Genomic DNA, 23813 nt, shown 5'->3' on the forward strand with positions numbered 1-23813 from the left:
GGCCACGAACCCGCGCTACTCCCCGGTCAGCCGCCCAAGCCGCTCGGTGGCCTCGATATACTCCTCCACCAGCCCGAACACCACGTCCTTGGTCGACCGTACCTGGTTCATGGTCCCGATGATCTGACCCGCCGGGAAGGTGGCCAGCTCGGCGGCGTCGGAGCGGGCGATGCGGCGGAGCGCGTCGGAGATCAGCATGAACTGCAGCGGCATCGGCAGGGTGCCGGGCGAGTCGGGCGCCTCCCAGGCGTCGGTCCACTCGTTCCTGAGCAGCCGGGCGGGCTTGCCCGTCCACGAGCGGGAGCGCACGGTGTCGCGTGAGGTGGCCTCCAGGATGCGCTGCTTGGCCATCGCGGGGGTGTCGGCCTCCTCGACGGCGAGCCAGATGGAACCGGTCCACACCCCCTCGGCTCCGAGCGCCATGCCCGCCGCCATCTGGCGGCCGTTGCCGATGCCTCCCGCGGCCAGTACGGGCACCTCCACCGCGTCCACCACCTGTGGGATGAGCACCATCGTGGAGATCTCCCCGGTGTGCCCGCCCGCCTCGGTGCCCTGCGCGACGACGATGTCCACGCCGACCTCGACCTGCTTGACGGCGTGCCGGGGGGTGGACGCCAGCGCCGCCACCTTCACGCCCTTGGCGTGCGCCAGCTCGACCACGTCGGCGGGCGGCGGCCCGAGGGCGTTGGCCAGCAGCGCGATCGGGTGCCGCAGCGCCACCTCGACCTGCGGCCGGGCGGTGGCGTCGGTCCAGCCGAGCAGGGCCCGGCCGGCCTCCTCGCCGGACAGCGGACCGACGCCGTGCGAGGTCAGCAGGTCGTCGACGAACGCGCGGTGCCCCTCGGGGATCATCCCCTGGAGCCGTCCCAGCAGATCCTCGGGCGAGTCGACGCCCAGGTCGGCTCCCGCGTAGGAGGCGGGCATGACCACGTCGACGCCGTACGGCTTACCGTCGACGTGGTCGTCGATCCACTTGAGCTCCATCTCGAGCTCTTCCGGGGTGAAGTAGAGCGCGCCGAGCACGCCCATCCCGCCGGCGCGACTGACCTCGACGACGACATCCCGGCAGTGGCTGAAAGCGAATATCGGAAGTTCGATCCCGAGCATGTCCGTGACACGTGTCCGCATGCGCCCACGGTACGACCCGCCTCCGGCAAACTGCAACGTGTTCTAGTCTAGAATATTTCGTCGGTATTGTCGGGAAATCAAAACATTGCCGGGAAACTACAACAAGAGCCCGTTTCACCGAGGCATTCGGCGCCAGATCGCGCGCGGCAGCACGCGCATCACCGCGAAGAACACCCGCAGCCCGCCGGGAACCCAGACGACCTCGGCGTCCGAGCGCAACCCGGCGATCACCGCGTCTGCGACCTGCCCCGGCGTGGACGACATCGGCGCGGGGGACATCCCCTCGGTCATCCTGCCGATCACGAAACCAGGCCGGACCACCATCACCCGGGCACCCGATCCGTGCAGGGCGTCGCCCAGCCCCTGCGCGAACCCGTCCAGGCCCGCCTTGGCCGAGCCGTACACGAAGTTGGCCCGGCGCACCCGCACCCCGGCCACCGAGGAGAGCACCACCAGCGTGCCGTGGCCCTGCTCGCGCAGCCGCCGCGCGGCGAAGAGCCCGGCGGACACGTGCCCGCCGTAGTTGACCGCGACCGCCTCGGCGGCGGCCACCGGATCGGCGTCGTAGGTCTTCTGGCTGCCCAGCACGCCGAAGGCGGGGATGACCACGTCCAGGTCACCGACCAGCTTCGCGGCGGCCTCGATCACCTCGCCGTGCGTCTCGGGCCGGGAGGCGTCGAAGTCCAGCAGGTGCACCTCGGCGGCCCCGATCACCGGGGGCGGCCCGGCGGTGGCGTCACGGGCGGCGAGCACGACCCGGCGGGCACCGTCGCGGACCAGCCGCTCGACGATCGCCAGCCCGATCTCGCTGCGCCCACCCAGCAGCAGCACGGTGTCCACCGCGCCCAGGGCGTTCCTCATCGAATACCTCCAGCGTGGAGCCCCCGGGCCGCAGCCTTGGGGAGGAAGTCAACGGGCGGTCCTCCTCGGCGTCCCGGGACCGGGACCTGTCCGCTCACCCGCCACGGGGGCCGAGCCGCACGGCACGTCACGCGACCGCGGCTCACAGGGAGAGTCTTCTCGACAGGTCCGAGCGGAACACCCCGGCCGGATCCACCTCGTCACGGATTCCCCGCCACTCTGCCAGCCGGGGATACGTCGCGGCCATCGTCTCGGCCGACATCCGCGAGTCCTTGGCCAGATAGATCCGCCCGCCCGCCCGCGCCACCCAGCCGTCGAACTCGCGCAGCAGCCCGGCCAGCCCTCGCCGGCCTGCGGGGATGTCCAGGGCGAGCGTCCAGCCGGGGGCCGGGAACGACAGCATCCCCGGCGTGCCGGGGCCGAACCGCTTGAGCACCGTGAGGAAGGAGACCACCCCGTCGGCCGACAGCCGCGAGACGATCCGCCGCAGCGTCGCCTCCTCGCCGAACGGCACCAGGAACTGGTACTGGACGAAGCCGTGCGAGCCGTAGACCCGGTTCCAGCCGTCCACCGAGTCCAGCGGGTGGAAGAACGGCGCGAGTCCCTGGATGAGACCGGTGCCGGGGCGCGACTTCCGGTACCAGGCCTCGTTGAAGGCCCGTACGGTCACCTGGTTGAGCAGCCCGTTCGGCGCCCAGGCGGGGGCCTTCACCGCGAAACCGGGAGCGAACGCCAGCGGGTCGGCGCCGCGCGGCAACTCGTCGCGGGTCGCGTGGTCTCCCCTGGTGAGCACGCTGCGGCCCATCCGGGCGCCCGCGGCGAGCAGGTCGATCCAGGCGACCGTGTAGCGGTAACGGTGATCGGTGGCCGCCATCGTCTCCAGCGTGTGGTCCAGGTCCCGGGTACGCTCGACGTCCACCCGTACCCGGGAGGTCTCGATCGGCAGGCACTGGAACACCGCCTCGGTGATCACACCGGTGAGCCCCATCCCACCGACCGTGGCCCAGAACAGCTCGTCGCCCGGCGCCAGCGTACGGCCGGCGCCGTCGGCCGTGACGAGGGTGAGGGAGCGCAGGTGAGCGCCGAAGGAGGAGTCGGCGTGGTGGTTCTTGCCGTGCACGTCGGCCGCCACGGCCCCGCCGACCGTCACGTACCTGGTGCCCGGGGTGACCGGGACGAACCAGCCCAGGGGCACCAGAGCGGCCATCAGATCGTGCAGGCTCAGCCCGCCGGCGGCGGTGACCAGGCCGGTTGTCCCGTCCAGGGACCACGAGGTCAGCGCGGTGCAGTCGAGGACCAGGCCGCCGGAGTTCTGCGCGGCGTCGCCGTAGGAGCGGCCGAGTCCCCGGACCGCGACGCCCCGGCCCGGTGCCCGCCGTACCAGCTCGGCGACCTCCTCGGCGGAGCGGGGCCTGGCCAGACGCGCGGGGGTCGGCGCGGTACGGCCCCAGCCGGTCAGGAAGGTCATCGAACCTCCTTGAGCGTGGAGAACTCGGGCCTCGGCCCTGGAGAGGAGGTCAAGGCAGGTAGATCCCGAAGGCGAGCGAGACGAGCAGGAGCGCGACGAACACCTGCGTGGGCCGGTCGCGCAGGGCGAGTTCCTCGGGCTCCTCCCCCACGCCCCTGTCCACCAGCAGATTGTGCCGCAGCACGATGAGCAGGAAGGGCACGATGCTGATCCCGTAGAACGGGCCGGGGTGGTCGTTGAGCGCCCACAGGCAGTAGGTCACGATCATCGCGCCTGACGACATCATCCGGACACCGGCCAGGTAGCCGGGAGTGTAGGCGGCCAGGATGGCGCGGGTGGAGTTGCCACCGGCGGCGGCGCGCAGCTCGGCCTCCCGCTTGCCCGCCACGAGCTGGAGCGAGCCGAGCGAGATCACCACAAGGAACCAGCTCGTCACCGGCACGTCCACGGCGACCGCCCCGGCGAAGGCGCGGATCACGTGGCAGCCCGCGACCGCGACCAGGTCCACCACCACCTCGTGCTTGAGCCAGTAGGTGTAGGCGAAGGTCAGCGCCAGGTATCCGACGACGACGGCCGGCAGCCGCCAGTCACCCGACAGCGCGGCGAACACCGGGGCGAGCACGACGAGCAGGGCTCCGACGATCCAGGCGAGCCGTACCGAGACCAGACCCGCCGCGATGGGGCGGTGGCGCTTGCGCGGGTGGCGGCGGTCGGCCTCGACGTCGGCGGCGTCGTTGAGCAGGTAGGTGCCGCCGGCGGCCAGGCAGAACGCCACGAAGGCGATCAGCGCGCCCAGCAGGCCCTGGGCGGTCCCCAGCACGCCGGCCGCCGCCGGGGCCGCGAACACCAGGGCGTTCTTCAGCCACTGGCGCGGGCGGCAGGCCCGGACAAGGGCGACGAGCGAGAGGCGCCGGGCGCCCGGAAGGGGGAGCTCCGGCGCGGCCGGGGCGGCCGTCGGCGGATTCGCCGACGGCCACGCGGCCACCGCTTTCTCGTTCACCGGATCCTGGCTCGCCAGGATCCGGTCACCGGAGCTCACCGCATTCCGATCGTCAGCCCCGGCCGGTCCTGCGGACCAGGAGGAATCCGGTGACCAGCAGGGCGAGGCCCACCAGCAGCAGGATCACCGGGATCGTCACCTTGAGCAGGGTGATCTGGCTCTTGCCCTCGGTGGCGTTGCGCACCAGCTCGTCGACGGTCTGCGGGGTCATCTTGGCCGTCGCCGCGAAGGCGATGATGCTGTGGGCACCGTCCTGGGTCCTCAGGACGTCGTTGCGCTGCTGCTCCTGCTTGACCGGCGAGCCGGTCACCGGCTCGATCCAGTAGGTGTTCTTGCCCTCGTAGAACCGGTCCACCTGGACGTCGCCCGTCACGTCCGTCACGCCCATGATCGAGGCGGGGACGGTGCGGGTCTCGGTCTTCGTCTCCGGAGCCACCTGCTCGAACTTGTACGCCGGCAGGCCGTTGACGTCCTCCTCGCCGACGAACGTGGCGTCGAAGGCCATGCCCGCGGTGGAGTTGAAGACCTTGTAGGTCTTCTTCTCGACGTCGAAGGGGAACTTGTAGATCTGGCCTTCAAGCTTGCTGGGCTTCTTGTCGATGTTCACCGCGCAGCAGTTGATGCCCTCGCCGGTGTACTTGTTGAAGGCGCTGCGCCGTTCGTTGATCGCGATGCCCGGGTTACCGTTCGTCGGGTCGTTGACCGCGGTGAACTCGTCCCAGACGACCCGGTCGCCCTGGGACTGGGACACGTCCCCGCGGGTGGTGACGGTGATGGCGAGGTCGCCGGTCATCACCTTGAGGTCCTTGGCGCTGAAGTACTGCGCTCCGGTGGCCTCCAGCTTGCTGATCCCGTATTGGGCGGCCGGAGCCGCGATCAGGCTGCCGCCGATCTGGAAACGCACCAGCGGCGCGAGCACAATGAGGAACGCCCCGACGGCTAACAGGATTACTCCGACGACCCGGCGCATCTACCCTCCTGGGGGATTACAGCATGGGGGGTTTAGGGGGAAATATGTGGATTGACAATGCTACTGACCAGTATGTTAGGTGCAGGGAGTGATCGACGTCACCGGGGGATGCGGAAAAGTGACCGAAACAAGTTCTAGATCGGAACAGCTCTCTCCGCAGGTTCCATCCAAAATAGTCGGTCATCTGGACACTCTTGACGGCGTGCGCGCCGTCGCCTCGCTCGCGGTGCTCGTCTTCCACGTCGCGAGCGAGTCCGGTGCCGCGCTCCGCGAAGGCTTCACCGGCGCGCTGCTCTCCCGCGGCGACGTGGCGGTGCCGATCTTCTTCGCGCTCTCCGGGCTGCTGCTCTACCGCCCCTACGCGGCCGCGCTGCTGTGCCGGACCCCCGCCGTCCGCACCCGCGCCTACCTGTGGAAGCGGGCGGTGCGCATCCTGCCCGCCTACTGGCTGGTGGTCGTGGTGGCCATGTTCATCTGGTCACGCGACCACACCTCCGACGCCTGGAGCTGGCTGACGCTGCTGACCCTCAACCAGAACTACGTCACCGAGCCCTGGTGGTTCGGCCTGGGGCCCAAGGGCCTGGCCCAGATGTGGAGCCTCTCCGTCGAGGTGGCCTTCTACCTGCTGCTCCCCCTGCTCGCGGCGGGCCTGGCCGCCTTCGCCCGGCGCGGCGGGGCGGACGTGCACCGGCGGGCCCGGCGGCTGCTGATGGGCCTGGGCGTGCTGATCGCGCTCTCCTTCGCCTGGACACTGCTGACCTACTACCCGGAGTACCGGCCCTTCCTGAACAGCTGGCCGCCCCGGTCGATGATCTTCTTCGCCGTGGGGATGGCGCTGGCCGTGGTGCTGGCCTGGATACGCGCCACCCCGGACACCGACTCCCCCGCCCGGCGTTTCGAACGGGCGGTGTGGGCCTCCCCCGGCTCGTGGTGGCTGGTCGCCGCCCTGGCGTACGCCGTCGCCGCCTCCCCCGTGACCGGAACCCGCTTCCTCGGCATCGACGGCGTCTGGTCGGGCCTGTTCGAGCTGGCCCTCTACGCGATCGTGGCCCTGTGCCTGCTCGTCCCGGCCACGCTGCCGCCGCCGGGCGACTCACCGGTGAAGGTCCTGCTCGCCAACCCGGTGATGGGCTTTCTCGGCCGCATCTCCTACGGCGTCTTCCTCTGGCAGTTCGTGGCCATCTACCTGTGGTACGGCTTCACCGAGCAGCAGCAGTTCTCCGGCAACTTCCTGGGCAACCTGGTACCCATCACCGTCATGACGCTCGTGATGGCCACCCTGACCTACCGGTTCGTGGAACGGCCCGCCCAGCGCCTCAACCGCCTCGTGCGCCCGCCCCTCCGCCCTGCGCCGGCGGAGGGCTCGGAGCGGCCACTCCCGCGGCAGGCCCCGGAGACCTCCAAAGGCTAGGAGAGCTGCTCGCCTTCGGCGACCGGTGCCCCGAGCGCGACGCCGGTCATGCAGAGCGGGGCCGTCGGGTCGTCCATCACGATCTTCATCCCCTTGCCCACCCCCGTCACCGGGAAGTGGATGAGGCCACCGGAGGTCTGCTGCAGGCTGAGCACGATCCGTTCCTCACCGACCTGCACGGTCACCGAGACCGGCCGGTCGGAGATGTAGACCAGCGCGCCCGCCGTGGCCTTCCCGCCGAAGGAGACCGCGTCGGGGAAGAACGCGGTGCCGTCCAGGGTCCGTATGCACTGCTCGCCCTCGCCCCGGGTGGCCAGGAAGCCGAAGATGCTCATCCGCACCAGCCTGCCTTCACGATTGAAGACCTTGGCGTCCTCCGAGGGTTCCGGGTGCGCCATCCTGACCCGTACGGTCGGGCGGGCCAGCGGGGCGAGCAGATGGCTGCTGAGCCGCCGCTCGCCGTTGACCGGGAGCACGATGTCATCGGGGACCGGGGTCGGATAGATCACCACATTGTCCGGCGCCGCGGCGAGCTGCCCGGCGACCGTTTCAAGATATGTCCGGACGTGGTTGCCGGTGAGGGTGTCCCGATAGGCCCCGATCGAGATCAGCGACAGCATGAGGTAGGCACCCGAGGCCAACCCCGCGGCGAGGACGAGCGAGGACGGCGCGGGCAGCGCGCGGCGGTAGGCACCGCTCTCCCCGCTGACCGGCAGCAGGGCGAGCCCCAGGCAGATCATCAGGACGACCACCGCGTCCGCGACGTAACGGCTCTCCAGGCCCACCAGCGACGTGTAGTTGCCCCGGGCGATCACCGTGGGGATCGCGTCGGCGAGCAGCAGGTAGCCGCCCAGGACGAGCCACGCCCGCAGCGCGCGGCGCCGGTAGCGGACGGTGATCACAAGCAGGACCGCCAGGACCGCCCAGGAGACGGCGACGAGGGCGTCGGAGGGGGCGGTCAGGCCGCCGGTCGGGGTCGGCGCCCAGTCGACCGGACCCCCGATCGCCCCGCTGGGGAACGTCCGGCCCAGCAGGAGCGAGAGCAGGTCGGCGGTCACGCCGGGATCGGGCACCGAGGCGCCCTCCCCCGGCGCCGTGCTCATCCTGGCGAGATAGAGGACCGTGTAGGTGGCGAGCACCATCACGTGCGCCGACCAGAGCCGCCAGTGCCGCCGCACCTCGCCGAGCGCCGAGGTGATCCAGCCCTTCTCCCGCTCCCGCAGGAAGGCGGTGGTCAGGGCGAAGAGCAGGAAGGTGACGAAGACCCCCTTGGTGCTGAAGGCCATGCCGACCACGCACCACGCCAGCGCGTGCCGGCCGTACCGGGTGCCCTCGCCGCGGGCGAAGCGGACCTGGTCGGTCAGCGCGAGTACCAGGACCAGCTGGAGCGGCACCGCGTTGATGGCGGCCGCCCACCAGCCGAACGCCGGAATCGTCAGCGGGGAGAACAGGAACAGGGCCAGCAGCGGCAGGATCGCCGGCCGGGTGCCGAACAGCATCCGCAGCAGCCGGAGCGCCAGCACGCTGAGCAGCGCCTGCGCGACGAATGTGACACCGGCCACCAGCAGCCAGTCGTAGGGCGCGATGCGCGAGAGCACCCAGGTCAGCGCGAGGGCACCGGGCATGAAGTGGCCCTTGTGCACCCGGGTCACGAAGTCGAGGGTGAGGTCGCTCCGGTAGGCGTCGCCGACGAAGAGCAGGTCGTCCTCGACGAAGTAGGAGTCGCGCAGGATCAGCAGCCGCAGCACCAGCGACACCACGATGAGCAGGGCGGCGCCGAGCAGCACCGGACTGCGGAGGGCCGCCAGCCAGCCGGGCAGCACGATCCGCAGCGCCGGTGGCTCCGGCCGCTCCGGCCGTTCTGTCTCCGTGGCCTCCACTGGCCCTCCCCTGCTGATCCCCGTGTTCCGGCGGAACACCCTACGAGTGTGAAAAGTTCGCTGGCGATGCGGTGTTATACTCCGCCCCACCTGGTTTGTTCTACTCCGTAGAGGAGCAGCGTTGGAGACCCACCCGGCATCGTTCCGTGCCACCCTGGGCCGGTCCGTCGCCCTGCTCGGCGGCTTCCGCAAGGAGCAGAGCGACCCGGACTTCTTCTACGGCATGCTGGCCAGGGACACGGTGGCCCAGCTCGCCTCCTACACCGAGCTGGACGGCGCGCTCGTCGCCGACGTCGGTGGCGGCCCCGGCTACTTCACGGACGTGCTGCGGTCCGTGGGCGCCCGGCCGGTCTGCGTGGACTGCGACGCGGGCGAGATGATGGCCCGCCAGGGCGCCGCCCCGGAGGGCGCCGTGCTGGGCAGCGCGCTCGACCTGCCGCTGGCGACCGGCTCGGTGGACGTCTGCTTCTCCTCCAACGTGCTGGAGCACGTGCCGCAACCGTGGCGGATGGCCGACGAGATGGTCAGGGTGACCCGTCCCGGTGGTGTGATCTACCTGTCCTTCACCAACTGGCTCTCGCCCTGGGGCGGCCACGAGACCTCGCCCTGGCACTACCTCGGCGGCCACCGCGCCGCCGAACGCTACACCCGCAAGTACGGCAAGCCGCCCAAGAACCGCTACGGCGCCGGCCTCTACCCGGTCTCGATCGGTGCGGCGCTGCGCTGGGCGAAGCGGCAGCCGGACGCCACGGTCCTGGACGCCCTGCCCCGCTACCATCCGCGCTGGGCGACCCCGGTGATCCACGTTCCCGGGCTGCGCGAGATCGTGAGCTGGAACCTGCTGCTCATCCTGCGCCGCCACTGACCACCTCCTCCGATACCGCCATGCCGAGCACCACCGCGCGCAGGCAGACCCCGTCGTCCTGGACCGAGATCCGTACCGGCCCCGAGCCGGCCCCGGCCGGCAGGTAGACCCGGTCCCGTCCGGCCCTGAGCGGAACCTCGGTCCGCCGCCCGTCCCTGAGCACCGTAGCGCGCGTGTCCCTCGGCACCCGGTAGTCGATGCGGAAGATGTTCCCCTCGTACCCGGCAGGCAGGTCGGCGACGGCGGTGCGGTCGCTCAGCGGGAGGCAGCCGCCGTCCCAGGCCGCCACCTGGGCACCGAACACGGCGGCGGGCACCAGATGGCCGCGATCGTCGAAGGTCACCGCGTGATGAGCCGCCCCCGGATACCTGATCCGCTCGCCGAGGGCGCCCTCGGCGAGCGGGCTGAGCGCCCGGGAGGTCAGCCGGTCCTCGACGGCCTGCCAGGGGAAGAGCATCCGGTCGGGTATCAGCGAGGGGTAGACACCCGTCTGGGGGCCGAGCCTGGCCAGGTCCGCGCGGGCCGCGTCGAAGTAGGCGCGGTTGCGCTCGCCCGGCAGCCCCTGGGCGAACCCCGCGGCCGACACCAGGGTGAGCGCCACGTAGGCGCACGCGGCGGGGAGGACGAACGGCGAGACCGCCCGCGGCACCGCGCCGTTCCAGGGTGAGTCCTGCCCCGGGGGCCCGGTCTTCCGCCACGGCATCAGGGCCAGGGCCAGGCAGACGGCGAGCACCGGCGTCGCGTCGGCGATGTAGCGGCTCTCGAAGGCGTGCTGCACCGACCCCGACCGGCTGAACATGATCAGCAGTGCGTCCGCGACCAGCAGGTAGCCCGCGGCCAGTGCCCAGGCACCGGCCGCCTCGGGGCGCCTGCGGCAGGTGCCCGCGACGACGGCCGCCAGGACCAGCCAGGCCACGATGACCTCGACGGCCCGGTGGGCGACCAGCGGACCCGCCGTGGTCTCCGCCCCCCAGCTCAGCGGGCCGCCCACGAGCAGTGTCGGCACCGTGCCACCGAGGAAGTTCCCGATGTACTCCACGGCCGTGTAGAACTCGGGGAGCGCGAACCCCTGACCGCCGCTCCGTCCCGAGGCCAGCAGGTAACCGGTCAGATAGGCGCCGCCCACCACCAGGTAGACCGACCAGAGTGCCCAGTGCCTGCGCACCGCCCCGACCACGCCGTGCTCGCCTGCCAGCAGCAGCACCGTGAACAGCAACAGCACCGGCGGGATGAGCACCGCCTTCTCGAAGAAGAGCAGCCCGGCACACGTCCAGGCGATCCCGGCGAGCGCGTGTCCGGCGCGGCCGGTACGGATCAGCAGCAGCTGGGCGCGGATCGCCATGATCATGGCGATCTGCAGCGGCAGGATGTTGAGCGCCGCCGCGAACCAGGTGCCGGCCTGGAAGTTGGCGGGTGCGAACAGAAAGAGGGTGAACGGGACGAGGATGAGCGGCCTGGCACCGCAGATCAGGCGCAGCAACCGGTAGAGCGCCAGGGCCGCGCCCGCGTACAGCGCCATGATCACGATCGAGACCAGGCCCCAGTCGTAGGCGGAGATCGCCGTCAGGGCCCGGACCAGGGCGAGGGCGCCCGGCATCAGATGGCCGATGTGCACCCGGAACAGGTGGTCCCAGCCGAGGGGCTCGGCCAGCGCCCTGCCGACGAAGACGATGTCGTCCTCGGCGAAATAGGAACGGCTGAGCAGCCACCCCTTGACCGCGAGCCCCGCGAGCAGCAGGAGCAGCGCCACGACCGTGAGCCCGTGCCGCCGCGCGAACGGACTGTGCACCCAGCCGGGCAGCCGCAGCTCCACCTCCACCTGGCCGCCGCTCATCCGCGTTCACGCTCCGGTCCGGCACCGGCGGCCTCGGGAGGCCACACCCGCTCCATGAAGACATCGGCGGACCGAGCGGGTCCGGCGAGCTCAGCCGGCCCCGGCTGCCCCGGACCGGCACCGGCAGGCTCCGGAGCCCGGGGAGGCCTACGGGGACGCAGGCCCCAGAGGACCAGCAGGAGTCCGGCGGCGAGGAAGACAGCGGGCAGCAGGTCACGGACGACGAGGACCCAGCGGGTGAAGGCGCGGACGTCGGAGACCCTGGCGTCGACGTCCTCCTCGGACATCACCAGGTCGGCCCTGAGACTCTCCTTGCGCTCGATGCCGTCGGGGGTGCGCAGGCCCTGGCGGTGCCGTTCCTCCACCTTCACGGTCAGGCCACTCTCCGGCTCGACCCAGAGCGTGCGGGTCACCTGGGCGTAGCGGGAGACGCCGATGGCCCGCCAGGCGGGCAGTCCCAGCACCTTGCCGGGGAACTGCTCGGGGAAGTCCTCGATCTTCACCGGGCCGGCCGTGTAGGTGTAACGGTAGGTCCGCAGACCGTTGATCTGTTCCTGGCGCTCGTAGCGGAGCGGGACAGCCAGCCGGAGCGTCGTGTCGTACATCGGGTACGAGCGCGGCTCGGCGCGGAACGGCAGGCGGAAGGCCAGGCCCGACTGCCGGGCCTCGGGGTCCTCGTCGACATAGCTCTCGCAGCAGTCGACGGCCATCCCGGTACGGCGGTCGAAGGCGGTCCGACGCTCGTGGTAGTCGATCCTGTCCCCGGTGGCGGTCGTCAGCGAGGTGAACTCCACCCACACCGCCGTGTCGGCGGTCCCGGCTCCCGCGTCCCCGCTCAACGTCGTGGTGGACACCAACGGGACACCGGTGTGCGAGGTCAGCGTGCCGGTGTCGAAGTAGTCGGCGTCCAGCGCGACCATCCGGTAGGTCCTGCCCTGCTCCAGCGGCAGGACCAGCACGCTCTCGTAGACGTAGAAGCGGAGCAGCGCGGCGAGCGTGAGCAGGAAGGCGCCCGCGCCCGCGAACACCGTCCGGGGGATACCGGCCCGGGTCACCGGCCCACCACCACCGATTCGGACTCGGGTTCGGGCCGCCGGGCCGTCCCGCGGCGCGACGGCGCGGGCGCCTCGGCCGCAGCGTGATCGGGAAGCCAGGCCGTCAGCCAGGCGAGCGCCAGCAGGCAGAGCACCTGCGGCACCGCACCGGTCAGCGACCCGGTGAGCACCTCGGTCGCGTCGACCCCGCCGTACCGGGTGCCGACGGCGAGCGCGAGACCGGCCAGGCCGGTCGGCACGGCCAGTGCCCAGGGCGTGGCCACCGTGCCCGCCAGGCCGGGGAGCACGCCGAGACGGGCGTGCCTGGCCTGGGCCACCGCCCCCAGCCAGGCGAACAGGAGCGCCGCCCCGGTGACGATCGCGACGCCCGCGAAGCCCCCGGTCCACAGGCCGAGAAGCGGGACGAACGGCCAGACCCAGAGCGCCCGGATCGCGACGGGCCCCGCCCCCGGCGACCGGGCAGGCCAGGCGGGACGGATGAGCGCCAGCGCCACCACCAGCAGCACCAGCGTCCAGCCGCCGACCAGCGCCGTGCGGTAGGCGGAGTCAGGCTCGTAGCGCATGGTCACGACGCCCTGGCCCGAAGGCAGTTCCCACGCCTGCCGCCAGCCGTCCAGCCTGACCGGCTTCAGTTGCCTGCCGTCGAGGTACGCCTGCCAGCCGACGTTGTGGTTCTCGTTGACCACCAGGTAGGAGGGGGCCGTGGTGGAGACCTGAACCCGGCGCTCCCCCTGCCCCCACGCCTGCACGGTGGCGGGCGTGGCCGTGACCGCGCCCCGGGCGCCGTCGTCGGACGTCCGCACCACCATCGACTCGATCCTGAAGGCGTCGCTGGGGGACGCGCTGATCCGCGCCTCCCCTGCGCCCAGCTCGACCGGCTCGCAGGTCCGGTAGCCGAGCGGGCGGCCGTTGACCACGTCGTCCAGCGTGCCGCTGACGATCTCGGTGGCCGCCGGGTTGCCGTTCACGGTGAGCGTGGGACCGTAGCCGCAGGGCAGCCTCAGCGGGAAGGGCTCCAGCGAGCCGAGCGGTTTCACCCCCGGGATGGTGATCTCCGACACCTCGATCGACCGGGACGCCGGGGCGATGAAGCCGATCTCCAGGCGGTCGGCGCGGATCGGCGCGAAGGAGACGCGCCCGTCGGAGCCGACCCAGCCCTGCGCGGTGCGGCCGCCGCCGCGCACGCTCACCTTGATCGGCGGCTGCCCCAGGAACGAGTCGGGGAAGAGGACCATGATCTGCGAGATCGTGGTCTTCTTGCCGAGCTTGACGGTCAGCGTCGGGTGGCGGTCGGTGGCCTGGGCGTACCAGGCCGTGTCCAGGTCGCCGTCCATGGCCGCGCGGCCGAGCACGGCCGGATGGTCGACCAGCGTGGAGGAGGCGCTCACCTGGGGGTAGACGCCCGGGACGGTGGTGAGCAGATGGGCGGAGGCGGGGTCGGTGAGCACCGTCCTGCCGGTGACGACACGTTCCCCCGCGTCCCGGACCGTGAAGGTGCGGTCGAAGCCGGAGCCGTCCTCGCCGGTGATCTCCAGGGACGGCGAGCAGGTCCAGGTCGCCGAGCCGTGCATGCACGGCGACGCGGCCCCCTGGCGGGTCAGCAGCACCGTGCCCGGATCCCGCTCGCCTTCGGCGGGAACGACGATGCTGCGCGTCGCCCGCACGCCGGGAATCGCGACCTCGGTGATGCCGACCCGGGTGCCGACCCGCGACGCGGGCTCCGAGACCAGCTTGGTGACCCGGATCCGCAACCGGGAGGTCTTGCCGGCCGGCGGGTTCAGCAACTGCGGTTCCACCGAGTCCGCGACCGGCACCAGGCGCGTTCCCGCGTCGGTCTCCAGGGCGACCTCCGCCACGGCGGGTCCAAGCCTGCCCCTCTCGAACGCGACAGTGATCCTCGGCATGTCGATGGGCTCGACGAGGCGCACCTCCAGCCACTCCCCGACGGCTCCCCTCCAGCCGTCGGAGCGCCATCCGGTGCGCGGGTCGGCGTCGAGCGCCGCGTACGGCTGCCGCCCGGGGTCGCGCCGGTCGGCGGCCCCGACCCGCGACTCGGCGGAGGAGGCCCGTACGTCAAGGATGCTGGAGTAGCGGGCGGTCGCGGTGGCGGCGGTCCAGGCGGGGTCGGTGAGGTCGCTCTCCCTGCCACGTTCCAGCGGCTGGTCCTCGGTGAGCGTGGCGGTGCCGATCCGGCGCAGGTCGCCGAAGATGATCTCGCGGCGGCGCAGCGTGTCGGTCATCACGGTGTGCTCGGGGGACGTCGCGCCCGCGCCCGGCTCGTTGCCGACCACCATGGGCCGGTCGTCGTCGAGCAGGCCCTCCTCGGCGAGGGCCAGCGCCGCCTCCGGGGCCCCGGTCACCCTGAGGGTCCCCTCGCGGGGCACCGTGGCGACGAGCGGCGCGGGGTCGGGGACCGCGTAGACCTCCAGCGCCTGGTAGGGCTGCTCGAACCAGCCCGCGGCCGTCGTGCTGGCCCTGGTCCCGATCTCCGGGCCGAAGCCGGCGACCCGTTCCAGGCCGGTGGACTCGGCGATGGTCTCGTGCACCCGCGCGGGCCAGGCGGTGCCCAGGCTCTCCCTCGCCAGGTCGTTGCGGACGAGCAGGTAGCTGACCCCCATCCGGCGCAGCGCCGAGGTGAGCCCCGGCGAGCCCCGGCCGGTGGCGAAGCGCTCGTCCACCGCCTGGACCAGCCTGGCCAGTCCCGGCGACCCCCAGGGGACGTTGGTGTGGGTGGCCCAGCGCACGGTCAGCAGCGACTGCATGGGCTCGTCCATCGGACGGCCCCACAGGTACTCGCCCCGGCGCGATCCGGGGGCGGCCAGGACCATGCCGTCCCCGGTGTTCCGGTTCAGCCAGGTCGCCGCGTCCCGCCAGTAGGAGGGCACGTCCTCGAACGCGCCGGCCGGGGTCGTGCCCGCGGTGACGACGGGCGACGCGCCGAGTGCGACGAGGACCGCGGACGCCGCGAGGACGGGTCTGCGCAGCCGCGCGGGACCGGCCAGTGGCAGGGCGGCCAGGCCGAGGGCGAGCGGGAGCCGCAGTAGCGCGTCGAACTTGTGCAGGTTGCGGAAGGGCGCGAGGGGACCGTCCAGCAGCGCCCTCACCTGCTCGGTCCACGGGTGGGCGAGCACGTCGGCGTGGCCGGCGGAGACGATCACGACCCCGGCCAGCAGGCTGATCGCGAGGAATCCCCGCTCCGGGGTGGCGCGGGCGGTGATCCCGGCCAGGCCGAGCCCGGCGACCAGCGCGGTCAGCGCGATCATCACGGGTCCCGTCGCCTGCTCGAACGCCGCGGGCAGGAACGCCGCCCCGTCGACCGGCAGGAACGCGATCCAGCCCGAGGTGCCGCGCAGGACGTTGATCAGCGAGGTGACGTACGTGGTGGCGTCGGCGGTCTCGATGAAGGGCAGGAAGGAGAAGATGTAGCGGCCCATCACCAGCAGGGGCAGCAGCCACCACATCGACACCGCGCCCACACAGCCCAGCCACCACAGCAGCAGGTGCCTCCTGCGGGGGCCGCGCTCACGGGTCAGCAGGTACAGCAACGGCACGACCAGCACGGCGAGCACGGCCACGGCGTTGATCCCGCCGGCGAACAGGAAGGCCAGCGCCGACAGGGCCGCCGCCCTGCGCGGGCTCGCCCGCTGTCTGGCACCGTGCACGAGCGGCAGCAGGATCCAGGGCAGCACCGCGCTCGGCTGGAACTCCGAGGAGTTGACCCCGATCAGCGTGACGGCGTGCGGCGCCAGGGCGTAGGCGAGCCCGGCCAGTACGCGGGTGGCGGGGGTGCCGATGTCCATCGCGCGGGCCACCCGCTCGACGCCGACGAACGCGGCGCACAGCACCAGGGTCATCCACAGGCGCTGGATGTTCCAGGGGGGCATGTCCAGCGCCTCGAAGAGGGCGTAGAACGGGCCCATCGGGAACAGGTAGCCGTGCGCCTGGTTCTGCAGGTGACCGAAGAACGCGCCGTCCCACAGGTGCATCGCCCGGGCGAGGAAGCCGAGGGGGTTGAGCGCCATGTCGAGCTTGGTCTCGGAGATGACCTGGCCGGGCGAGGTGTTGAACGCGATGGCCCCGAGCAGGAGGCAGCCGGCCAGCAGGTGCAGCCGGTGTCGAAGCCGGGCGGGCCCGGTGTCCGTGCTGTCAGGGGTCAATGCGGTGCTCAAATGGGGTCGGTCTCACCCATGGCGAGATGGAGGTCGGGGGTCCTGACCGGCGAGCTCACAGCGCTCACGGGCTGCTGTCGACGGGCGGCTACGGCGAGCTCTGTGGCGATAAGTCTGGTTATAGTAGCGCCAGTTCTTCCCCAGGTGAACTCGCCTGCCCAGGTCCGGCAGGCCTGCTGGATCGCCGCGCGCCGCACGGGGTCGGTCAGTTCCCCGATCGCCCGGTCCACCACGTCCGCGAGCGTCTCGCCGTCCCGGACCAGCCAGCCGGTCACCCCGTCCTTGATCGAGTCGCGCAGCCCGGCGACGTCGTAGGCGACCGTGGGCACGCCGAAGGCGGCCGCCTCGATCACGGTGAGACCCCAGCCCTCGAACTCCGAGGCGGTCACGTTCAGCAGGGCCGATCCGAGCACCGCGTTCTTGCCCGGCTCGCTGAGGAATCCGTGCAGGTGCACGCGGTCGGCGACGCCCAGTTCGGCCGCCACCGCCGCGAGGGCGTCGGACTCGGGCCCGCGGCCCACCACGTGTACCCGCAGCCCCGGACGGCTCTCGGCCAGCTCGGCCGCCAGGCCGACGACGCGGTCGACCCGCTTGTGGCCGACCAACCGGCCCAGGTAGACCACGGCGGGGTCGCCGGGCAGGGGATGCCGCGCGACCGAGCGGGCCACCGGGCTGCCGTTGGGGACGACCTGGATCGGGGCCAGCCAGCGCAGCCTGGCACGGAGGTCCGTCCTGGAGGACTCGGAAACCGTGATCGTGGTGCGGCGGCGGTAGAGCAGCCGGGCCACCGGCCCCTCGATGAAGCAGCCGATCCTGGCCAGCCAGGAGGGCAGGAAGGCGTGGAACTGCCGGTCGTGCACGTGATGCACCAGGCAGATCACCGTGGTGCGGCGCCGTACCACGAGGGGGGAGAAGAACGGGATGCCGTTCATCGAGTCGATGACCACGTCGAAGCGGCGGCGGTGCAGCAACAGCCAGAGCGGCACGAGCAGGTAGACGAGGTAGCGGTTGCCCATCCTGCGCAGCTCGACGCCGTTGCGCCGCTCGGCCCTGGTCTGGCCGGGCTCACGGCCGGTCACGAAGTGGACCAGGGCCCCCTGGGCGATCAGGTAGCGGCTGACCTGCCAGGCGTACTCCTCGGCGCCGCCGGCCGCCGACTGCTGTGGCTCGCGAAAGTTCAGCACCGCCACCCGAACCCCGTGCAGGGACGTCTCGGGGGTCTCGGTGACCTCCACGCTCAGGTTGGGCCACGACGGGTTGAACAGACGGGATCCGGCGTTCACGTTCCCGCCGGAAAAGGCCACGGTGTCGGCCACACTGTCTCCTCGGTCCTCTACGGCGATGCGCGCCCGACTCGGGGCACGGCGGAGCCACGCTCCGTACTGTCCATTGGTGTCCAGCCTGAGCGGCTGGGAGAAAACCGCGTCCGAGGGGCCCTTGTCCGGCCCCTCGGATCACCTGTCGCCGTAGTTGTACAGGGGCCGGTTGGGCGGCTCCGGTGTGGGGGCGGCCACGTTCACCACTGCCACGGAGGCACCCACCGCAAGCACCGTGCCGACGGCCAAGGCTGCGATCACTCGTAACACTGAGCTCTCCCTCCAGAATTCGGACAGTGTGCCGAGAGTAGAACGTGATTCATCTCATAAGCCATAGCTTTGGTGAAAATGTGACAAATAAAGTTACCACCGGGTAGTACGGAGGTCCGGGGATACGCCCAGTTCAGGAAGGTGCGTCAAGGCGCAGCAACCGGAGTTCGGGCCCGTGGAAGACGGTCGCGGAACCGCGGAACGAATCGTCTCCCCCCGGGATTTGGAACGGGTTGTCACTCCCATGAATAAGAACATAACGGACATTCAGTCCTAATAGTGCCGCCAACCGCCCACCCGGCTCGACGGCCAGCGCCGCCTCCACCCCGGCGGAAGCCGGATCCTCCGCCGCGACCCGCAGTCTGCCTCCGCCGGGCAGCCCCACCAGCAGCGCGTCGTTCCAGAGCACCCGGCGCCGGAACATCTTGGTCGCGGGGTCGAGGATCACCCGGTCGCCGTTCCAGCCGAACGCCCGGTGCGCCCCCCACGGCAGCGAGAGCAACGCCCCCGGCGCGGGATCGGCGTTCACGATCGCCTGGACCTTTCGCCACTCGTCCGGGTAGTCCACCGCCGACAGCCTGCCGAACGCGCCGAGGGCGAAGGTGGGCAGGACCAGGACCGGAGTGGCCACCGCGACGGCCGCGACGGCACGCGAGTTCCAGCGCGCGACGACCGCGGCCAGGCCCACCGCCTGCAGCAGGACGAACGGGGCGAGGTACAGCTGCCCGTCACGGAGCGGCCCGAACCCGGGCCACCAGCCGATCAGGCCGCCCAGCACGCCGGGGGCGAAGGCCCCCACCAGCGCCACCGCCAGCCCGGCCACCGCCGCCACCGCCAGCCCCGCCCGGTACGGCTTCGCCACCCCGGCGCCGTGGCGCGCCGGCGAGCCCGGCAGGCGAGCGAACCCCCAGACGGCGACCGCGGCGAGCAGCAGCCGTACGATCGCCGACCACCAGGTCTCCTGGCCGGGCAGGACGGCATGGGCGTTCCAGATCCCGCCCAGCGAGAGCAGGCTGCCGACCGTACCCAGTGGGCCGTCGGCCCTGGCCGCGAACGCCCAGGCCCCGGCCGGATCGGTCACGGCCCGGCTGCTCAGGGCGGGCACCAGCCAGGGCAGGCTCAGCACCGCCATGACCAGCGTGACCTCCAGCACCCGCCGGACCCGCACCCTCCTGGCGGGCGTCACGGACCTTCCATCGGCTGTCACCGGCCCTGTCACCGGCGCTGTCGCCGCCGTCGCGAGCAGGGCGGGCGCGGCGACCAGCATCGCCTGGAATCCGCCCACCGCCGCCGGGAGCAGCGCGGCGACCAGCCGCGACCGCCCGCCGAGCGCCACCGCGCGCACCGCCCAGGGCAGTCCCGCGACTCCCAGCAGCAGTGCCCACTGGCCGAGCAGCAGCCGCTGGGCGAGGTAGGCGTTCCAGCTGTAGAAGGCCGCCGCCGCCAGGCGGGGCCCCAGCCTCCGGGAGGGCGCCAGCGCGGCCGCGCCGGACGCGGCCAGCACGAAGACCCCCAGCAGCACGACCTTCTGGACCACCTGTTCGGGGACGACCCAGGAGAGGAGCGCGACCACCAGGTCACTGGGCACCGCCCGGGGAAACCCCTCCCCGGGCAGCACCGGCGGCGGGTCGGGCACGAACACCATGTCGTACCTGAGCACGAATCCCGGTCCCAGAGCGGGCCCGAGAGCGAGCAGCCCGAACAGCAGGCCGAGCAGGGCAGGCGCGAACCGCTTCGCCGTCTCGCCCCACTCGCCGCCCATGCTGACCGACTTTATGTGCTTGCTCCGGATAAACATGCATATATCCGGAGCTGTGGACTACTTACCCGGCTCGGGATCGCGGGGCAGGCCGAGCATGCGCTCGCCGATGATGTTGAGCTGCACCTCGGTGGTGCCGCCGTAGATCGTCATGGCGCGGGTGGCGAGCACGGCGCGGTTCCAGTAACCGGCGTCGCCGAGCTTCATGTCGGCGGCGACGACGGCCGAGGGGCCGAGCAGTGAGACCGCGCACTCCGAGACGTGCTGGGCGTGCGAGGTGGACAGCAGCTTGCGGACCGAGGCGTCGGCACCGGGCTCGGCGCCGGTCAGCTGCTTCAGGGTCACCCGCAGGCCGAGGGCGGCGATCGAGTGCCCCTCGCAGACGACCCGCGCCACCTCCTGGCGCTCGGCGGCGGTCAGCTCCCGGCCGAGGCGCCCGACCAGGCCGAGCAGGTCCGGAACGGACGCGCCGGTGCCGCCCGAACCCCCCGAGAGCGAGACCCGCTCGTTGGACAGGGTGTTCCTGGCGACCTTCCAGCCCTGGCCCACCTCGCCGACGACCAGCTCGTCCGGGACGAACACGTCGTCGAGGAAGACCTCGTTGAACAGGTTCTCGCCGGTCATCTCGGTGAGCGGCCTGACGGTGACGCCGGCCCCCTTCATGTCGACGAGGAAGTAGGTGATGCCCTCGTGCTTGGAACCCTCCGAGGAGTTGCGGGCGATGCAGATGCCCCACTCGGCGACGTGCGCCACCGAGGTCCAGATCTTCTGGCCGTTGAGCCGCCAGCCGCCCTCGACCTTCTCGGCCTTCATCTGCAGGGACGCGAGGTCGGAGCCGGCGCCGGGCTCGGAGAAGAGCTGGCACCAGATCATCTCGCCGCTCAGCGTGGGCGGCAGGAAGCGCTCCTGCTGCTCGGGGGTGCCGTACGCGGCGATCGACGGCACCACCCAGGCACCGATGATCATCTGGGGCAGCTTGACCCCGGCGGCCTTGAGCTCCTGGAAGATGAGAACCTGCTCCAGCGGCTTGGCGTCGCGGCCCCACGGCCTGGCCAGGTGCGGCATGACGTAGCCGGCCTCGGCCAGCGCCCGCTTCTGCTCCTTGCCCTCCAGCGCGGCGAAGGCGGCGACCTCGGCCCGGATGCTCTCGCGCAGCTCGGCGGCCTCCTCGGGCAGCTCGATCTCCAGCTCCCTGCTCACCCCGTTCAGCGCCAGCTCGGCGACCACCTCGGCCCACTCCACCGAGGAGCCGAGCAGGGCGCGCAGGGTCAGCGCGCGGCGATAGTACAGATGGGCGTCGTGCTCGTAGGTGTAGCCGATGCCGCCGAAGATCTGCACGGCGTCCTTGGCGCAGAGCACGGCCGCGTCGGGGGCGACCACGCCCGCGATCGCGGTGGCGTAGGCCAGCTCGTCCGCCGAGACGTCGCCACCGTCCGCGGCGCGGGCGGCGTCCCACACCGTCGCGCGGGCCTGCTCCAGGGCGACGAGCATCCGGGCGGCCTTGTGCTTGACCCCCTGGAACTGCCCGATCGGACGGCCGAACTGCACGCGGACCTTGGCGTACTCCGCGGCCGCGGTCACGCACCAGGAGGCGACGCCCGCCGCCTCGGCCCCGAGCAGGATCACTGCCAGGTTGTGGACCGCGGAGGCCCGCAGCCCGTCGAGAACCCGCCCGGCCGGTACGGTGACCGCGTCCAGCTCGACCTTGGCCACGCCCCGGGTGAGGTCGAGCGAGCCGACCGGCGTCACGGTCGCCGCGGAGGCGTCCACCGCGACCCACTCCTCGCCGCGGTCCGTGCTCACCGGGAGCACCAGGATGTCGGCCAGCGCGCCGCCCAGCACCAGATCCACGGTGCCGCCGATCGTCAGGGTGCCGTCCTCGCCTCGGGTACCGGTGATCGAGGAGAACGGCGCGACCGCACCGGTCAGCGTGCCGTCGGCGAGGCCGGGCAGCAGCTCGCCGTGCGCCTTGCCGTCGGAGGCGAGAATCGCGGCGCTGGCGAGCACCGTGGGAACGTAGGGCCCGGGGGCGACGCGCTCGCCGAGGGCCTCGACGGCGACGGCGGTCTCCAGCAGGCCGTAGCCGCTGCCGCCGTACTCCTCGGGGATGTGCAGGCCGAGCAGGCCCTGGTCGGCCAGTCCCGGCCAGAAGCCGGGGCGCTCCTCACCCTCGGCCGCGATGACGGCGCGCACGACCTCGGACGGGATGTTGCGCTCCGCCCACCCGGTCACCGATTCCCGGAGCGCCTCGTGCTCCTCGCTCAATCCGATCGCCATGACAGCCTCCAGACGCGATTCAATGACAGAACCATATTCTAGAAGGTGCTTCCATCACAACGCGCGAACCCTCTTCCCCGGGTACGCCGGCCCCCTTGCCGTCGCAGCCCACCGGTGACCGCGGAAGGCCCGGCTCTCACCGAACGGGCATGGCCGCAGGAGTGCGTCAGAGAGCGCGGGCGCTCGCCACCACGGGGGCGATGTCGGCCCAGAGCCGCTTGCGCGTGTCGGGCACGGTCACGAAGAGCACCGAGGGCTTGCGGCGGCCGATGTCGATCACCGCGAGCGCCGCCTGGGAGGAACGCTCCTTGCCCTTGACCTCGTAGGTCACCCGGTAGGCGAGCACCCACCCCTTGCCGGTGGCCAGGCGCTGCGAGGCGGTCCAGGTGACCTTGCCCCCCTCGGGGTGGTGGTTGCGGATCGTCCACTTCACCGCGCTCAACGCCACCTTGCGGTAGTCGGCGTCGCTCTTGAGCGGCTTGGCCGGGGTGGCACCGGGCAGGGGTCCCGAGGCGATGACCGTGCGCGGCAGCCCGGCCGAGCCGACCTGCTGGCCGGCGGAGAACGACGGCACGGCCTTGGCGGCCCACGGCTTGCCCAGGCTGGCATAGGTCACCGCGGATTTGGCATCGGTCACCGCGCCCAGCACCACGCTCGGCGTGCCCGGCAGCGCCTTCAGCGCCGTCGCGTCCGGAAGGGCGGGCAGCGTGATCGGAGACACGGTCGGCGAGGGCTGCACCGTGGGCGCCACGCTCTGGCGGACCCCCACCGGGTCCGAGGGCTCGTCGCCGGAGAAGAGCATGAAGATCAGAACCACGATGACGCAGGTGATGACGGCGGCACCCAGGCTGTAGGCGACCCGGATCGGGATGTCGCCGATCCGCATCAGCAGGCCGTCGGACTTCCGTCCCGCTCCGCTCGGCACGCCGGGCCGGACCCGCCCGGCCGGTTGACCCTGCGCACCCGGCTCGCCGAACACGCCGGGCCGCTGCGACGCGCCGGGCCACCCCGTCGCGACGCCGCCGTCCGCCCTGCCTCCCGTGCCCGCCCGACCGGACGCGCCCGTCTGACCGGAAGCGCCCGTCTGACCAGACGTGCCCGTCCGGCCGGAAGCACCGGCCCTGTCGGGACGCCAGGGTCCCGCGGAGCCGCCTATCTGCCTGACCGGGATCGTCCCGAGCCCACCGGACTCGCGCACCCGGTCGGTCCCCGCCCCCGGATCGTCCGCCCCGTCACCGGAAGTCGCGTCGGAACGGCCGGAATCGGGCGGCGGCGAGTGGGGGAACGATCCAGGCGGCGTTGGTCTGGAGACCAACACGGTCTCCTCACCGTCTCCGATGGGAAATCTTCTGGGCACCCGAGGGCTGATGACCGAACCGTCTTCAGCGGGAATGGCGGGAATGGGGGCCGTGGGCGCGTCATATGAGGGGATATATCTCTCGTTAGAGCGCCCGGAGGAGTTACCGCCGACGTCCGCCATACGCGTCAGGGTATGTCACCTGGGAAAGATTCGACGCATCGTCGTTTATTACGCTTCGGCCACGGGATGT

General features: G+C 71.8%; 16 protein-coding genes. 2 read left to right on the top strand and 14 right to left on the bottom strand.

Going from position 1 to position 23813, the window contains the following annotated elements:
* Nucleotides 1-15: 15 nt before the first annotated feature.
* From ABZU75_RS11065 to ABZU75_RS11085, 5 genes are all read right to left on the bottom strand, one after another.
* Complete coding sequence (locus tag ABZU75_RS11065; protein WP_355551995.1) at nucleotides 16-1128, bottom strand: nitronate monooxygenase family protein; 1113 nt, start codon at nucleotides 1126-1128, stop codon at nucleotides 16-18.
* Nucleotides 1129-1242: 114 nt separating this feature from the next.
* Nucleotides 1243-1989: an SDR family NAD(P)-dependent oxidoreductase gene (locus ABZU75_RS11070; RefSeq protein WP_355551997.1), complete on the bottom strand. Its 747-nt coding sequence runs from the start codon at nucleotides 1987-1989 to the stop codon at nucleotides 1243-1245.
* A 142-nt stretch (nucleotides 1990-2131) separates the two neighbouring features.
* Complete coding sequence (locus ABZU75_RS11075) at nucleotides 2132-3457, bottom strand: FAD-binding oxidoreductase (RefSeq protein WP_355551999.1); 1326 nt, start codon at nucleotides 3455-3457, stop codon at nucleotides 2132-2134.
* Between the two features lie 49 nt (nucleotides 3458-3506).
* Nucleotides 3507-4319 (bottom strand): decaprenyl-phosphate phosphoribosyltransferase, encoded by an 813-nt coding sequence (locus ABZU75_RS11080; protein WP_355552057.1) that lies wholly within the window; start codon nucleotides 4317-4319, stop codon nucleotides 3507-3509.
* A gap of 190 nt (nucleotides 4320-4509) precedes the next feature.
* A complete protein-coding gene (locus tag ABZU75_RS11085) occupies nucleotides 4510-5427 on the bottom strand; it encodes a DUF3068 domain-containing protein (protein ID WP_355552002.1) in 918 nt (305 codons plus the stop codon).
* A gap of 202 nt (nucleotides 5428-5629) precedes the next feature.
* On the opposite strand from ABZU75_RS11085, the gene ABZU75_RS11090 reads away from it, so the two are divergent.
* Entirely contained in the window at nucleotides 5630-6838 is a 1209-nt protein-coding gene (locus ABZU75_RS11090) for an acyltransferase (RefSeq protein ID WP_355552005.1), read from the top strand.
* On the opposite strand, the gene ABZU75_RS11095 is transcribed toward ABZU75_RS11090, so the two are convergent.
* On the bottom strand, nucleotides 6835-8718 hold the full coding sequence (locus ABZU75_RS11095; RefSeq protein ID WP_355552008.1) for a hypothetical protein: 1884 nt from the start codon (nucleotides 8716-8718) through the stop codon (nucleotides 6835-6837). The genes ABZU75_RS11090 and ABZU75_RS11095 overlap by 4 nt on opposite strands.
* A gap of 121 nt (nucleotides 8719-8839) precedes the next feature.
* Between ABZU75_RS11095 and ABZU75_RS11100 the strand changes: the two genes are divergently transcribed.
* Nucleotides 8840-9583: a class I SAM-dependent methyltransferase gene (locus tag ABZU75_RS11100; RefSeq protein WP_350920979.1), complete on the top strand. Its 744-nt coding sequence runs from the start codon at nucleotides 8840-8842 to the stop codon at nucleotides 9581-9583.
* Here ABZU75_RS11100 and ABZU75_RS11105 read toward each other — a convergent pair.
* The 8 genes from ABZU75_RS11105 to ABZU75_RS11140 all read right to left on the bottom strand — a co-directional run bounded on the left by ABZU75_RS11105 (nucleotide 9564) and on the right by ABZU75_RS11140 (nucleotide 23578).
* Entirely contained in the window at nucleotides 9564-11417 is a 1854-nt protein-coding gene (locus ABZU75_RS11105) for a hypothetical protein (RefSeq protein WP_355552012.1), read from the bottom strand. The two genes, ABZU75_RS11100 and ABZU75_RS11105, sit on opposite strands and share 20 nt — an antisense overlap.
* On the bottom strand, nucleotides 11414-12472 hold the full coding sequence (locus tag ABZU75_RS11110; protein WP_355552015.1) for a DUF3068 domain-containing protein: 1059 nt from the start codon (nucleotides 12470-12472) through the stop codon (nucleotides 11414-11416). The genes ABZU75_RS11105 and ABZU75_RS11110 overlap by 4 nt, the downstream gene beginning before the upstream one ends.
* On the bottom strand, nucleotides 12469-16641 hold the full coding sequence (locus ABZU75_RS11115; protein ID WP_355552018.1) for an alpha-(1->3)-arabinofuranosyltransferase family protein: 4173 nt from the start codon (nucleotides 16639-16641) through the stop codon (nucleotides 12469-12471). The genes ABZU75_RS11110 and ABZU75_RS11115 overlap by 4 nt, the downstream gene beginning before the upstream one ends.
* A complete protein-coding gene (locus ABZU75_RS11120; RefSeq protein ID WP_355552021.1) occupies nucleotides 16638-17957 on the bottom strand; it encodes a glycosyltransferase family 4 protein in 1320 nt (439 codons plus the stop codon). Before ABZU75_RS11120 ends, ABZU75_RS11115 begins: the two co-directional genes overlap by 4 nt.
* 138 nt (nucleotides 17958-18095) lie before the next feature.
* A complete protein-coding gene (locus ABZU75_RS11125; RefSeq protein ID WP_350920967.1) occupies nucleotides 18096-18218 on the bottom strand; it encodes a hypothetical protein in 123 nt (40 codons plus the stop codon).
* 142 nt (nucleotides 18219-18360) lie between these two features.
* Nucleotides 18361-19989 carry a hypothetical protein gene (locus ABZU75_RS11130; protein WP_355552025.1) on the bottom strand — a complete coding sequence of 543 codons (1629 nt, stop codon included), beginning with the start codon at nucleotides 19987-19989 and terminating at the stop codon, nucleotides 18361-18363.
* A 57-nt stretch (nucleotides 19990-20046) separates the two neighbouring features.
* Nucleotides 20047-22263 carry an acyl-CoA dehydrogenase gene (locus tag ABZU75_RS11135; protein WP_355552027.1) on the bottom strand — a complete coding sequence of 739 codons (2217 nt, stop codon included), beginning with the start codon at nucleotides 22261-22263 and terminating at the stop codon, nucleotides 20047-20049.
* 166 nt (nucleotides 22264-22429) lie between these two features.
* Nucleotides 22430-23578 (bottom strand): hypothetical protein, encoded by a 1149-nt coding sequence (locus tag ABZU75_RS11140; protein ID WP_355552030.1) that lies wholly within the window; start codon nucleotides 23576-23578, stop codon nucleotides 22430-22432.
* Between the last annotated feature and the right edge of the window lie 235 nt (nucleotides 23579-23813).

Source organism: Streptosporangium sp. NPDC005286, from assembly GCF_040607515.1.
GTDB lineage: Bacteria > Actinomycetota > Actinomycetes > Streptosporangiales > Streptosporangiaceae > Streptosporangium.